Below are 13,472 nucleotides of genomic sequence, written 5' to 3' on the forward strand. Positions count from 1 at the left end.
GAGACCACAGGCATGAGCTCCGAATCCGCTTCCCTTGCTCGTCTCAGCATGAGCTTGCCCGCCGAACTGTTCCGGCAGCTCGACGTGATGGTGGCGGAACGGGCCCTGCCCTCGCGCTCGCAGCTGATCGCCGAACTGATCCGCCAGGCTCTGGCCGAGCACGAATCCCTGTTCCGTCCCGACGAGATGCTCGCCGGCACGATCACCATGGTCTACCGCGGCGAGCGCGGGCGCATGCGCCACCAGCTCTTCCGCACCCAGTCCGGCTTCCTGAAGGAGATCATCTCCTCGCAGCACATCTTCCTCGAGCACGACCGTTCGCTGGAAGTGCTGCTGGTGCAGGGCCCCTACGCCCGCCTCAAGGAACTGTGCGACGCGATCCGCCGCCTGCGCGGCCTTCAGCAGCTCGAACTGGTGACCACCACCTCGCTTCTGCCGCCGCTGCACAAGCAGGACCGCGGCGCGCCCGACACGCCCCCTCACATTCCCGGAGCGAATGCATGACACAGACCCTGGAAAATCCCCTTGCCGCGCGCGACCATGCCCGCAGCATGGAAGGCACCGTGGTGGAGAGCATGCCCGTGCTGCCACCAGTGGCCGACGATCTTCCCGCCGGCATTTCGCCCAGCGACCTCGTCTGGGAAGAGACCATCGCGGCGGGCGGCTACGCCACGCGGCGCCTTTCGCGCGGCTCGCGCCTGCGCCTAGTCGACCTCAAGGGCGATGCCTGCGCCTCGCTCCTGATCTTCAACGCCGAGATGCCCAGCGAACGCCTCAACGTCGCCGACACGGTGAAAGTCCAGTGGAACGCCTATCTGGAGAAGGGGCGCCTGCTCCTCTCCGACATGGGCCGCGTGCTGATGAGCCTGATCGAGGACGAGGCCGAGACGCACGACTGCTTCTGCGGTGTCTCCAACGCCAGGCTGAGCGCGGCCAAGTACGGCAAGGGCCAGGAGCCCGCCCCCTACTTCTCCAACGGGCGCGACCGCTTCCTGAACGGGGTTGCCAAGCATGGCCTGGGCCCGCGCGACGTGCACCCTTGCATCAACCTGTTCAAGGGCGTGCGGGTTGAGGACGACGGGGTCATCACCCCGCTCACCGGCCCCTTCGATGCCGGGCGCAGCGTGATCCTGCGCGCGGAAATGGATGTGATCGTGGTGATCGCCAACTGCCCCCACGTGATGGACCCGCGCGAAGCGTGGACGTGCACCCCCCTTCGCGCGACCGCCTGGCGCGGCCCCATCACGCCCGAGGACGACGCGGTGCGCAACGCCACGCCCGAAGGCCGCCGCGCCTTCCTTAATGTCGATGACTACTTCCGTCGCTGAAAGGACCAAGTGCCATGACCACTGATCCCTACCTGGCCGATCTTTCCGGCGCCGTTGTCCACGACGAGACCGTTCCCGCGCGAGGCCCCTGGCTGCACCACATCAAGGCGGGCGAAACGCTGCGCATCGTGGACCTGGAAGGCAACCAGGCCGTCGACTTCCTGCTCTATTCCGAGGCCGACGATGCCGAGCGCTACAGCGCGCAGGACACCGTTTCAGCTCAGGGCAACCTGTTCCTGCGCGAGGGCACCGTGCTGCGCTCGAACGAGGGCAACCCGATGATGACCATCGCGGGCACCTCGGTCGCCTACCACGACACCATCGGCGGCGCGTGCTCGTGCGAGTCGAACACTCTGCGCTACGGCCACCACACCAAGGCCCAGCACGCCTGCGTCGAGAACTTCCTCAACGCCAACCTCACCGAGGGCCGCACCAAGCGCGACATCGTCTCGAACATCAACTTCTTCATGAACGTGCCGGTCGAGGCGGACGGGTCATTGGGCATCGTCGATGGCATCTCGGCGCCGGGCCTCACCGTGGATCTCAAGGCCGATATGGACGTGATCGTCGTCGTGTCGAACTGCCCGCAGATCAACAACCCCTGCAACGGCTTCAACCCGAGCCCTGTCCGGATGATCGTGACCGCATGAACTTCGACACCGTCCTGATCGCCAACAGGGGCGCGATCGCAACGCGCATCATCCGTACCGTGCGCCGCATGGGCCTGAGATCGGTGGCGGTCTACTCCAAGGCCGACGAGGGCTCGCTCCACGTCTCCGAGGCCGACGTCGCGATCTGCATCGGCGAGGCCAAGCCCTCCGAAAGCTACCTCGACATCGCAGCGATCATCGCCGCGGCGAAGGAAACCGGAGCGGGTGCGATCCATCCGGGCTACGGCTTCCTCTCCGAGAACCTGGAATTCGCGCAGGCCTGCGCCGATGCGGGAATCGTCTTCGTGGGCCCGACGCCCGAGAACATCTCGACCTTCGGCCTCAAGCATTCCGCGCGCGCGCTGGCCGCGGCGCACGACGTGCCCCTGGCGCCCGGCACCGACCTCCTTACCGACGAGGAAGAGGCCGTCGCCGCCGCCGCCAGGATCGGCTATCCGATCATGCTCAAGGCCACCGCAGGTGGTGGTGGCATTGGCATGCGCGTGTGCGAGAACGAAAGTGACGTGCGTGAGGGCTTCGCCTCGGTCAAGCGTCAGGGCCAGTCCAGCTTCGGCGATGCGGGCGTGTTCCTCGAAAGCTACATCCGCCGCGCGCGCCACATCGAAGTCCAGCTCTTCGGCGATGGCGAAGGCAAGATCGTGGCGCTCGGCGAGCGCGACTGCTCGCTCCAGCGCCGCAACCAGAAGGTGGTCGAGGAAAGCCCCGCCCCCTGCCTCTCCCAGCCCATGCGCGAAGAGCTCATAGCCTCGGCCATTCGCCTGGGTCAGGCAGCGAACTACCGCTCGGCAGGCACCGTGGAGTTCCTCTACGATGCCGACAAGGAGCAGTTCTTCTTTCTGGAAATGAACACGCGTCTCCAGGTCGAACACGGCGTCACCGAGGAAGTCTTCGGCATCGACCTTGTCGAATGGATGATCCGCGGCGGCGCGGGCGATTACGCATTCCTCGATGACGACCACGGCGCGCCCAGGGGCCACGCGGTGCAGCTGCGCATCTACGCCGAAGACCCCTCGCTCGACTACCGTCCGACCACGGGCATTCTCACCAACGTCGAATTCCCCGAGGACATCCGCGTCGAGACCTGGGTCGCGGGCGGCAGCGAGATCACCGCCTGGTACGATCCCATGCTCGCCAAGCTGATCGTCCATGCCCCCACCCGCGAGGAAGCTGTCGCGGCGGTGCAGAAGGTTGCCGACACGGCGCGCATCGACGGCATCGAGACCAACTTGCGCTGGCTGCGCGAAGTGACCCGCTGCGAAGAATTCACCAGCGGTGCGGTCTCCACCCGCGTGCTCGACACCATTGCCTACCAGCCCAACGGCTTTCGCGTGGTTGCAGGCGGCACGGCAACAACCGTGCAGGACTGGCCGGGCCGCCAGAAGTACTGGGCGGTCGGCGTACCCCCTTCAGGTCCAATGGACGACCAGTCATTCCGCCTCGGCAACCGCCTTCTCGGCAATCCCGAAGGTACAGAAGGCCTTGAGATCACCGTCACCGGCCCAACGCTCGCCTTCACCGCCCCTACCCGCATCTGCCTGATGGGCGCGGACTTCGGCGCGCGGCTCGATGAGCAGCCGATCGCGCGCGGCACCGTGCTCGAGATTGCAGCTGGCCAGACTCTCTCGATGGGCCGGGCGACCGGCGGCGGCATGCGCGGCTACATCCTCTTTGCGGGCGGCCTCGATGTCGCGCCGTACCTGGGCAGCTGCTCGACCTTCGAGCTCGGCCAGTTCGGCGGCCCCGCTGCGCGCCGTCTGCTTGCAGGCGACACGCTGCACTTGGGCGGCAAGCCCACGGGCACCGCACTCCCCACACCCGAGATCCCCAAGGTCTCGACCGAGTGGACCCTGCGCGTCCTTTACGGCCCCCACGGCGCGCCCGACTTCTTCACCGATGACGATATCGCCACGCTCGTCTCGGCGAGCTGGCAGGTCCACTACAACTCCAACCGCACCGGCGTGCGCCTGGTCGGCCCCAAGCCGCAGTGGGCGCGCACCGATGGCGGCGAGGCGGGCCTGCACCCCTCCAACATCCACGATAACGCCTACGCCATCGGCGCGGTCGACTTCACCGGCGACATGCCGATCATCCTGGGCCCCGATGGCCCGTCGCTCGGCGGTTTTGTGTGTCCCTTCGTGGTGATCGCGGCGGACCTGTGGAAGGTGGGCCAGCTGACCGCGGGCGACAAAGTGCGCTTCGTGCCGGTGACGATGGACGACGCCGATGCGGCCCACGCCGCGCAGCGCGCCTTCATCGACAACGGCACACCCGTACCGGCCACTCCGCAGCGCGACGTTGCCGAGCTCGACCCGATCCTCGCACAACTGCCCGAAGGTCCGGGGCGTCCGCGCACGGTCTATCGCCAGCAGGGCGATCGCAACATCCTCATTGAGTACGGCGACATCATCCTCGACGTGGAGCTGCGCATTCGCGTCCACGCGCTGATGGCCGAACTGGAGAAGATGGCGCTGCCCGGCGTGATCGACATCGTGCCCGGCATCCGCTCGCTGCAGTTCCACTTCGATGGCGAAGTCCTGCGCCAGAAGGACGCGCTCGACGCCCTCATCTCGGCCGAAGAGCGCCTGGGCGACCTTGAGGACTTCACCGTTCCCTCGCGCGTTGTCCACCTGCCCTTGAGCTGGCGCGATCCGGCCACTCTCGAGACGATCGAGAAGTACATGTCGATCGTGCGCGACGATGCGCCCTGGTGCCCCGACAACATCGAGTTCATCCGCCGCGTCAACGGGCTTCCCGATGCCGATGCGGTCAACAACATCGTGTTCGACGCCAACTACATCGTGCTGGGCCTGGGCGATGTCTACCTTGGCGCGCCGGTGGCGACCCCGATGGACCCGCGCCACCGCCTCGTCACCACCAAGTACAACCCGGCCCGCACTTGGACGCCGCCCAACGTCGTGGGCATCGGCGGCGCCTACATGTGCATCTACGGCATGGAAGGCCCGGGCGGCTACCAGCTCTTCGGGCGCACCATCCAGGTCTGGAATACCTACCGCCAGACCGACGCCTTCACAGACGGCAAGCCTTGGCTGCTGCGTTTCTTCGACCAGATCCGATTCTATCCGGTCAGTCCGGACGACCTGATGGAATGGCGCCGCGAGTTTCCCAACGGGCGCCGTTCGATCCAGATCGAGGAGAGCGAGTTCCGCCTCGCAGACTACCGCAAGTTCCTGGCGGACAACGCGGAATCGATTGGGGAATTTCAGGCCACCCGCCAGGCCGCGTTCGACGAGGAACGCGCCGAATGGCACCGCAACGGCGAATTCGACCGCGTGGCTGAGGCCGAGGACGTCGAAGACCTCGAACCCGTCGCCGTGGACGTGCCCGAAGGCGCCGACCTCATCGAGGCGCCCTATGGCGGCGTCGTTGCCCAGCTTCTCGTCTCGCCCGGCGACATCGTGAAGGCGGGCGATCGCATCGCGGTGGTCGAGGCGATGAAGATGGAAGCCCCTGTCGAGAGCCCACGATCGGGCACGATCTCGGCAATTTACATGGAAGAGGGCAAGTCGCTGCAGCCCGGCTCGCCGATGCTCGCCCTGTCGAGGACCGCATGATGGACCTGAGCCGCCGCAGCGCTGCGGACATTGCCACCCACGTCAACGCGGGAACCCTGACCGCCCTTGCCGTTGCTGAGGAAACCCTCGCGCGGGCCGAAAGCTACGACGCGATCCAGCCCCAGATCTGGATCAGCCGCGCCGCGCCCGAGGACGTGTTGGCTGAGGCCCTCGCCGTCGACGCGCGCGTGGCAGCGGGCGAAAGCCTGCCTCTTGCGGGCGTGCCCTTCGCGGTGAAGGACAACATCGATGCGGCTGGGCTCCAGACCACCGCCGCTTGCCCCGCCTTTGCCTACGCACCGGACGAGGACGCCACCGTGGTCGCGCGCCTGCGCGAGGCGGGCGCCATCCTCATCGGCAAGACCAACCTCGACCAGTTCGCCACCGGCCTTGTCGGCACGCGCAGCCCCTATGGCATCCCGCGCAACGCTTACAATCAGGCCTACGTCAGCGGCGGGTCCAGCTCGGGCTCCTCAGTGGTGGTCGCGGCGGGCATCGTGCCCTTTGCGCTGGGCACCGATACGGCCGGTTCAGGACGCGTTCCCGCCGCCTTCCACCACCTCATCGGCTTCAAGCCCACCAAGGGTCGCTGGAGCACGAAGGGGCTCGTCCCGGCTTGCCGGACCATCGACTGCATCACCGTCTTCACCGACGACACCGCCGACGCCCGCATCGTGGACGGCGTGATCGCGGGCTTCGATGTCGCCGATCCCTATTCCAAGCCGCTGGCCGACGCGCCGCTGGCGCCCAAGGTCATCGGCGTACCTCGCCGCGACCAGCGCCAGTTCTTCGGCGACGGGGCAGCCGAGCACTTCTACGAGCAGGCGCTCGACGTCCTGGGTCGCGAGGCCAGGATCGTCGAGATCGACTACGCCCCGCTCCAGGAAGCGGCGCTCCTCCTCTACGGCGGCCCGTGGGTCGCCGAGCGTACCGCCGCCATCGAAAGTCTGCTCACGAGCGATCCCGAGTCCATAGACCCGGTCGTGCGCGAGGTGGTGGAACCGGGCCTGAAGATCGGCGCGGTCGAGCTCTTCAACGGCATCTACCGCATGGCCGCGCTGATGCGCCACGCCGACCTTGTGTGGGAGGAGGTCGATATGCTCGCCTTCCCCACCACCGGCACCACCTACCGTGTAGGCGAGTTGGCCAAGGCGCCCGTCGCGCTCAATTCCAACCTTGGCTACTACACCAACTTCGTGAACCTGCTCGACATGGCCGCGCTGGCGGTCCCGGCAGGGATCCGCGACAACGGCACCGGCTTTGGCGTGACCCTGATCGGGCCGGCCGACACCGACCGCGCGCTGCTCGACGTGGCTGACGGCTACCTTGCCGCGCGCACTTCTTCTCCTTTGCCACCGCTTGATCTTGAGGGACGTATGGAAACCGTGAAACTGGCCGTTGTCGGCGCGCACCTGAAGGACATGCCGCTCCACTGGCAGCTGACCTCGCGCGATGCCAAGTTCATCGGCGCCTTCGACACCGCGCCCAGCTACCGCCTCTACGCGCTGGCCAACAGCACGCCGCCCAAGCCCGCCCTCGTCTTCGAGGAAGGCGGCACCAGCCTGCCGGTCGAAGTCTACGAACTGGGCGCGGCGGAGTTCGGCAGCTTCGTTGCCGAAGTGCCCGCGCCGCTGGCCATCGGCACGGTGACGCTGGCGGACGGCTCCAGCGTCAAGGGCTTCGTGTCCGAACCGCGCGCGACGATCGGCGCCACCGACATCACGGCCCTTGGCGGATGGCGCAACTACATCGCCAGCCTCGCCTGAGACGAGAGCCACGCTTCGGGTCGCACCAGGCACTCTTGCGCACACTACGTTGAATGGGGGACATCGGATGAACAGGTATACGCGCACTCTGACGGCAGGCGCCGCCGCCGCCATGGCATCGCTTGCGAGCCCCGCGCTGGCGCAGGATGAGACTGTCATCCATGTCCCCGATTTCGCCGACTTCCTGGCCGTCGACGGCGACAGCGTGTGGGCAACCAATCGCGGCCGCATCGAGAAATGGTCGCGCGAAGGGAAGGAAGCGCAGATCCCGCTCGGTCGCCCCTGTGGCACCATGAGCATCGCGGCGGGATCGCTCTGGGTGGCGGACTGCGGGGCGGGCACGATCAACCGCATCGACCTTGCCAGCGGCAAGCTCCTCGCCGCGATCTATACCGGCATCGCCAACCAGGCGGGCGAGCTGAACGTGGCCTTCGGCGCAGGCTCGATCTGGGTCGCGAGCAATCCCAACGGGCAGGTCGCGCGCATCGATCCCGCCACCAACGCCGTGATCGCCCAAATCACCGTGGATCCGGGCACCTGGTACCTCGCTTATGGCTTTGATGCCGTGTGGGCCGTCAGCGCCGAGAAGCAGACTCTCCAGCGCATCGATCCTGCCACCAACGACTTGACGGGAAGCACTTCTCTTGGCGCCATGCCCGGCTTTCTGGCCGCAAGCGAAGGCGCGGTCTGGGTGCAGGAACAGGGCGATGGGACGCTGGCCCGAGTCGATCCGGACAGCGTCGAGGTGACCGGCCGGATCAAGGTGGGCGACAACCTCAAGTGGGGCGACATCGATACCGGCGCGGGCAAGGTCTGGCTGCGCACCACCGACGACCAGCGCTTCGTCGTCATTGATGCAGCGACCTCGAGAATCATCGCCCGCATGGGCAAGGCCGCAGGCAGCGGGGCGCTGCGCCACACCCCCGAGGGCGTGTGGACCTCCGCCCACGACGAGCACATCATCACCTGGTGGCCCACCGCCATGCTGCCCGACTGACCAGGGAAACGCGCGCGGATCGCGCTCTGGTCCGTGCCATAACACGATCCTACCCATGCAAAGCGGGCTCGCCGCGGTCGTCCGCGTCGGGCCCGCTTTGCGTGGACCCAGTGCCTTGGCCATGGGCACAAGCATGTTCGGCAAGGAATTCGCACGGATGGTCGACGTCGGCGTTGTCGCAGGGACCGAGTTCGAATACGGGCCTTCGCATAGGTCTCGCCCAACTTTCCGTGACCCGACGCCACAAAAGAGAAGCCCCCTTGATGTCCGCTCCCTATGCAAGGCAGCCAGATGGCTTACCAATGACTTTGTTGCGCAAATCGACCACAGGGTAGCGGTCGGCCTTTGATGGCATTGGGTTACGCGACACGCTGCGTTTGAGGTCTTCCGAACGCGGTCAAACGGTTGACGATCGCGGCGCCAATCCCTCGCGAGCCGCCCATGACAAGAGCGGTTCGGCCCTTCAATCGATCGACGGGCGCGCCGCAGCCGATGCTCACATGATTGCCGGACATGGTTGGCTGACTTTCTTTTCTGGAAATTGGGAACGGGACGCCCCGCCGCGCCGGCAGGGCGTCCTCGCGGTCACATACTGATGGCGCGGGTAAGTCTTACGCCCCATTCTGCGTCAGGAGGCACGCCCTCGCCCATCCGCTCCATGACGATCGCGAATGTCAGGTCGCGGCGCTTGGGCAGGCGGTGCCGCTCCGCGGCCGCCAGCGCCGGCCCCATCTCGTCGCGGGTCAGATCGGTGCAATAGGCGGGGGCACTGGGCTGCTGCCGCCACGATTCCGCAAGCACGCCAGCGTCATAGCCGTCGAAGCCGGTATCATTGACCAGACCAATGGCGGTCGCCCGCTGGTCCTCCCGGTCGCCCGAAATCGGGATCGCGATGCGCTCCGGTTCTCCCTTTGGCCTAGGCTTGGTGGCGAAGCTGTCCGAGCCGATCGCGTTCCACGCCTTGACGACAGTGTGCCCGATCTGCTCACCCACCCACTCACTTTCGATCTGACCGCCATCGATCGCGGCGATCTGACCATCGCGGCCGGGATAGTAGTTCGACGTATCGATCACCACGACATCCTCGGACAGGCCCTCAATCAGGTGCCTGATGCCCGGAAGGGCCTTCAAGGGGATCGAAAGGATCGCGACGTCAATGTCGGTCAGAGCCTCCTCTGCCGTGACGGCACGCGCGCCATTCTTGAGCAGCGCGGCGTCGATAGTATCCGGCCCACGCGAGTTCGCGATCTTCAGGTCATGGCCGGCGGCCGGGAGCCTCAGGGCAAGCGTCTTGCCGATATGCCCGGTTCCGAGAAGTCCAATCTTCATGAGGATGATCCTTGCTGGAGGTTTACATAAACAGCGCGCGGTTCAGGCGGACCAGCGTGTCGCCATCCGGGTAGGTGTCGCCAAACCGCTCGGTGATGGCCGAGATGATGATGTCTCGACGCTTGGGTGAACGTTCCTTCGCGGCTGCGGTTAGCGCGCTAGGGATTTCGTCGCGGGAAAGGTCCGTGCAATAGACCGGGCTGCCCGGTTGCTGCTGCCAGGAATCGGCGAGACTGCCCGCATCCACCGCATCAAAGCCGGTGTCGCTGACGAGCGCCATGGTCACGCGCCGATCCTCGTCGCGGTCGGCCGCGATCGGGATTGCAATCCGATCCGGATCGCCAACAGGTTTGGCCTTGTTGGCGAAGGACGGCGAGCCGATCGCATTCCACGCTTTGGCGAGCGGGCGGCCGATCTGCTCCGCAACCCACAGGCTCTCCACCTGCCCCTGATCGATGGCATCGATTGAGCCATCTCGGGACGGGTAGTAGTTGGATGTGTCGATCACGACCGTCTCAGCCGGGATCGCGGAGAGCATCGGCGCCGCATCAGGGATGCGGTCGAGCGGAATGGACATGATCACGACCTCGACGTCGGTGATCGCCTCCTTCGCGTTGACCGCTCGGGCACCGTTTGCCAGCAGGTCCCGGTCAATCGTGTCCGGGCCGCGCGAATTGGCGACCTTCACATCGTGTCCCGCGCCGGAAAGCCTGGTTACGAGGGTCTTGCCGATGTAGCCGGTGCCGAGAATGCCAATTTTCAAGGCTGAACTCCTGACTTACGTTAATGAAAATGTGGAGCTAGGAGTGCGCGGACTAATCAACAAGAACCCACCGGACGGTGGGATACTCACCAGAAGGTAAGTAGATGAAGCAGGCACGTCCCTGTCAGGATCCGAAAGAGCAGCACGCCTGGGCGGCGACCACCGCCGAGGTGCTGCGGGTGCTTGAGGGCAAGTGGAAGATCGTCATCATCGTCCAGCTCCTGGCTGCCGACGGTCCACTACGCTTTTCCGAGCTGGAGCGGCGCATACCCGGCGTTACCCAGAAGATGCTGATCCAGCAACTCAAGGCACTGGAGGGGGACGGCATCGTCGTCCGCACGCTGTATCCGCAAGTGCCACCCAAGGTGGAGTATTCGCTGAGTGTAATCGGTAGCGCGCTTGGCCCAGCGTTCGATGCTTTGGTGGACTGGGCCAAACTCAAAGACAGTGGTCGACCTTCGCGCTAACGGTCGACTGGCAGCTTTCGCCGCAACCGGTCATTGGCTGGCGGGATCGCAGCCGGTCCCATAGCCGTACTGGCCCTTACCACTTTGAATTCCTTGCGGATACGCCCGATCGATAGAGCTGCATCGCGTGCTGTTCGTGATCCGAGGCACTTGCTGCGCCGCCGTGTCCTGAAAATGTAAGACTGGGGCCCTAGGGCGCAGGCGGCAATCAGGAGTTCACCTTGGCTTGGCTACGCGACATCGATTCTTGGTTCCTTGCCGAAGTCTTGCCGCATGCTGCGGCGTACCTGGCAAGGGCCGCCCACTTCTGCGGCCGCGATGAGGCAGACGACCTCGTTCAGGAGGCCTACGCCCGCGTGTTGGGCACCAGCGATTTTCGGGCGATCCAGGCACCACGGAGCTTTGTCCTCACAATCGTGCACAATCTTGCGATCGAGCGACTGCGCCGCGCTAGTGTCGTGCGGATCGATTACCTGGCCTCACTTGAAGTGCTCGAAATGGCGGACCCGACACCGGACGCTTTCACAGTGTCCTCGGCTCGTTCCGAACTGACCCATCTCCTGAAACTCATCGATGCCCTGCCGCCGCAATGCGGCCGGGTCCTGCACATGCGCAAGATACAGGGCATGGCTCCAGCGCAGATTGCCGAAGCACTATCTATTTCGCTCTCGACAGTCGAAAAGCACCTCGCCAAAGGTCTGGCCCTTGTAACGCGAGCACGCCGTGACAATAATGCAGGGCTGGAGGTAGCTTGCTCGATAGTCCCGAACTCGAAACGCCTGGCGACGACCTGATAGAGGACGCCGCGCGGTGGCTTGCCAGCCTTGATGCTGGCTCGGAAGACATGCGCGCATTCGAGGCGTGGCGCGATGCCGATCCGCGCCACGCCGCCGCCTTTGCCGAGGTCGCGGGCACCTGGCATGCCTTGAACGATCTCAAGCATTTCAAGGCCGCTCCATTCGCCCCTGCAGGCCCCGTGACCGACGCAGAGGTCGCCGAGCAAGACGAAAACCCCGCCAGTTCGCCCACCGGCAGCCGCCGCACACTTCTGAGGGCCGGGATCGGCATTGGCGTCCTGGCGCTCGCGGGCGGCAGCTTCACTTACCGCGCGGCCGCGCGCGATATGGCCAGCACCGACATCGGGCAAAGGCGCAAGATCGTGAGCGGCACGGATATGGCGGTCGATCTCAATACGGACAGCCGCATCTATTGGAAAGACGGCGCGCCGCTTCAGCTATGGCTCGAACGCGGCGAGATCGCCATCCGGTTGGTCGCCGGGAACAGTCTTTCGCTTATTACCCAAGGCGGAACATTCCATCTCGCGGCAGGCTTCTACAACGCCCGCCTCCGGGACGAGAGCTGCGAGCTGACGATCATCCAAGGGCAGGGCCGACTGGGCGATGACCCAAAAATCCTTGCTGCTGGCGAAACCGCTCTCGCAACGGCGGGTCTCGCCACCGTGCGGCGCGATGAAAACGAAATTGACCGCGTCACCTCATGGCGGAGCGGGACGCTCGTCCTGAACGGCGAGAGCCTTGACTATGCCCTGGCGGAAATGAATCGCTATCTTGAGCACAAGATCGTGATCGGCGATCCCGGATTGTCCAAACTGCGCATCGGCGGTACGTTCGACACGGCCGATCCATCCGAATTCCTGCTCGCGCTGCAGACGTCCTTCTCCATCCGGACTCGTCGCGACGGCAATGGCGGCGTCGTGCTCACTCGCGCCTGAATTTTTTGCAGTGCGGATGGCGGTTTTGGCGGCCCCATCCATCCATGCCCCGACACTTGCACCAACCGGGGTCCATCCATGTATAAGTACTTGCTCACGACTGCCATGATGGCGGCCGTAACGCCTGTCGCTGCCCACGCCCAGAACGAGGAACGGCAAATTGCGTTCGACATCGCCGCAGGCGATACGGCCAATGCGCTCAACGCCTTTGCGCGACAGGCAGAAGTCCACGTCTCCTTCCCCTATGATGCGATTGCCGGCCGCAAGGTCCAGGCCATGCGAGGGCGCTTCACGCGAAGAGAGGCACTGCGCCGCCTGATCTCAGGTCAGGGCCTTGTAGTGGCAAGCGAGAGTGCAACGCTCATTTCACTGAAAGCCGCTCCGGAACGTGCCATTCCAATTGCAGGGGGGGAGCCACAGAGCGAAATCGTTGTCAGAAGTGGCTCGGTTTGTCTGAACAGCCTTTGACGTTTGATAAGTGGATCGTCTGCGGTTTGGTTGTTCAAGCTGGCGCCTGCGGGGCGTCATGGAGGTCGGGCGTAGCCCGGCCGGAGTGACGCCCCGCAAGTCGCGGCCAATTCACGCTGCCACGGCCTGTGGCAGATTGTCAAAGTAGGTTTGATCGGGCGTACGTCCGCCGAGGCTCGAGTGAGGTCTCCGGGCGTTGTAGAAGCCCAGGTATCGGCCGATCGAACTGCGCGCTTCGCTGACGCATGCGTCGGCGTGCAGGTAGACTTCCTCGTACTTCACCGAGCGCCACAGCCGCTCGACCACGACATTGTCGCGCCAGGCGCCGCGGCCGTCCATGCTGATGGCGATACCCTCGCGCCGCAGCACGCCGGTGAAG

At 65.3% G+C, this 13,472-nt stretch carries 13 protein-coding genes; 10 read left to right on the forward strand and 3 right to left on the reverse strand.

Annotated features, from left to right (window positions below; translation table 11 throughout):
• Positions 1 to 12 precede the first annotated feature (12 nt).
• From FMM79_RS11010 to FMM79_RS11035, 6 genes are all read left to right on the forward strand, one after another.
• Positions 13 to 504 (forward strand): CopG family ribbon-helix-helix protein, encoded by a 492-nt coding sequence (locus tag FMM79_RS11010; protein ID WP_148627546.1) that lies wholly within the window; start codon positions 13 to 15, stop codon positions 502 to 504.
• Entirely contained in the window at positions 501 to 1,328 is an 828-nt protein-coding gene (locus tag FMM79_RS11015) for an urea amidolyase associated protein UAAP1 (protein WP_148627547.1), read from the forward strand. The genes FMM79_RS11010 and FMM79_RS11015 overlap by 4 nt, the downstream gene beginning before the upstream one ends.
• A gap of 14 nt (positions 1,329 to 1,342) precedes the next feature.
• A complete protein-coding gene (locus tag FMM79_RS11020; protein ID WP_148627548.1) occupies positions 1,343 to 1,978 on the forward strand; it encodes an urea amidolyase associated protein UAAP2 in 636 nt (211 codons plus the stop codon).
• On the forward strand, positions 1,975 to 5,571 hold the full coding sequence (gene uca / locus FMM79_RS11025; protein WP_148627549.1) for an urea carboxylase: 3,597 nt from the start codon (positions 1,975 to 1,977) through the stop codon (positions 5,569 to 5,571). Before FMM79_RS11020 ends, uca begins: the two co-directional genes overlap by 4 nt.
• On the forward strand, positions 5,568 to 7,337 hold the full coding sequence (gene atzF, locus FMM79_RS11030; RefSeq protein WP_148627550.1) for an allophanate hydrolase: 1,770 nt from the start codon (positions 5,568 to 5,570) through the stop codon (positions 7,335 to 7,337). The genes uca and atzF overlap by 4 nt, the downstream gene beginning before the upstream one ends.
• A gap of 67 nt (positions 7,338 to 7,404) precedes the next feature.
• Positions 7,405 to 8,334: a YncE family protein gene (locus FMM79_RS11035; protein WP_148627551.1), complete on the forward strand. Its 930-nt coding sequence runs from the start codon at positions 7,405 to 7,407 to the stop codon at positions 8,332 to 8,334.
• Positions 8,335 to 8,919: 585 nt separating this feature from the next.
• Here the strand turns inward: FMM79_RS11035 and FMM79_RS11040 are convergent.
• Positions 8,920 to 9,663: an NADPH-dependent F420 reductase gene (locus FMM79_RS11040; RefSeq protein WP_148627552.1), complete on the reverse strand. Its 744-nt coding sequence runs from the start codon at positions 9,661 to 9,663 to the stop codon at positions 8,920 to 8,922.
• 22 nt (positions 9,664 to 9,685) lie between these two features.
• Positions 9,686 to 10,426 (reverse strand): NADPH-dependent F420 reductase, encoded by a 741-nt coding sequence (locus FMM79_RS11045; RefSeq protein ID WP_148627553.1) that lies wholly within the window; start codon positions 10,424 to 10,426, stop codon positions 9,686 to 9,688.
• A gap of 104 nt (positions 10,427 to 10,530) precedes the next feature.
• Here FMM79_RS11045 and FMM79_RS11050 point away from each other — a divergent pair, with 104 nt between their 5' ends.
• The 4 genes from FMM79_RS11050 (at position 10,531) to FMM79_RS11065 (ending at position 13,093) form a co-directional block, all read left to right on the forward strand.
• Positions 10,531 to 10,893, forward strand: coding sequence for a helix-turn-helix domain-containing protein (locus FMM79_RS11050; protein WP_148627554.1), 363 nt, complete (start codon positions 10,531 to 10,533; stop codon positions 10,891 to 10,893).
• A gap of 221 nt (positions 10,894 to 11,114) precedes the next feature.
• Positions 11,115 to 11,687 carry an RNA polymerase sigma factor gene (locus FMM79_RS11055; protein WP_148627555.1) on the forward strand — a complete coding sequence of 191 codons (573 nt, stop codon included), beginning with the start codon at positions 11,115 to 11,117 and terminating at the stop codon, positions 11,685 to 11,687.
• Entirely contained in the window at positions 11,645 to 12,625 is a 981-nt protein-coding gene (locus FMM79_RS11060) for a DUF4880 domain-containing protein (RefSeq protein WP_148627556.1), read from the forward strand. The genes FMM79_RS11055 and FMM79_RS11060 overlap by 43 nt, the downstream gene beginning before the upstream one ends.
• A gap of 78 nt (positions 12,626 to 12,703) precedes the next feature.
• Positions 12,704 to 13,093: an STN domain-containing protein gene (locus FMM79_RS11065; RefSeq protein WP_162528489.1), complete on the forward strand. Its 390-nt coding sequence runs from the start codon at positions 12,704 to 12,706 to the stop codon at positions 13,091 to 13,093.
• A 111-nt stretch (positions 13,094 to 13,204) separates the two neighbouring features.
• Here the strand turns inward: FMM79_RS11065 and FMM79_RS11070 are convergent.
• On the reverse strand, positions 13,205 to 13,472 hold a 268-nt coding region (locus FMM79_RS11070; protein ID WP_148625073.1), incomplete at its 5' end, for an integrase core domain-containing protein.

This window comes from Novosphingobium sp. BW1, assembly GCF_008107685.1.
Classification (GTDB): Bacteria; Pseudomonadota; Alphaproteobacteria; order Sphingomonadales; family Sphingomonadaceae; genus Novosphingobium.

Coding starts and splice junctions, on each gene's coding strand:
- FMM79_RS11065 (WP_162528489.1), top strand. CDS start 12,704: ATGTATAAGTACTTGCTCACGACTGCCATGATGGCGGCCGTAACGCCT.
- FMM79_RS11020 (WP_148627548.1), top strand. CDS start 1,343: ATGACCACTGATCCCTACCTGGCCGATCTTTCCGGCGCCGTTGTCCAC.
- FMM79_RS11035 (WP_148627551.1), top strand. CDS start 7,405: ATGAACAGGTATACGCGCACTCTGACGGCAGGCGCCGCCGCCGCCATG.
- FMM79_RS11015 (WP_148627547.1), top strand. CDS start 501: ATGACACAGACCCTGGAAAATCCCCTTGCCGCGCGCGACCATGCCCGC.
- uca (WP_148627549.1), top strand. CDS start 1,975: ATGAACTTCGACACCGTCCTGATCGCCAACAGGGGCGCGATCGCAACG.
- FMM79_RS11040 (WP_148627552.1), bottom strand. CDS start 9,663: ATGAAGATTGGACTTCTCGGAACCGGGCATATCGGCAAGACGCTTGCC.
- FMM79_RS11050 (WP_148627554.1), top strand. CDS start 10,531: ATGAAGCAGGCACGTCCCTGTCAGGATCCGAAAGAGCAGCACGCCTGG.
- atzF (WP_148627550.1), top strand. CDS start 5,568: ATGATGGACCTGAGCCGCCGCAGCGCTGCGGACATTGCCACCCACGTC.
- FMM79_RS11010 (WP_148627546.1), top strand. CDS start 13: ATGAGCTCCGAATCCGCTTCCCTTGCTCGTCTCAGCATGAGCTTGCCC.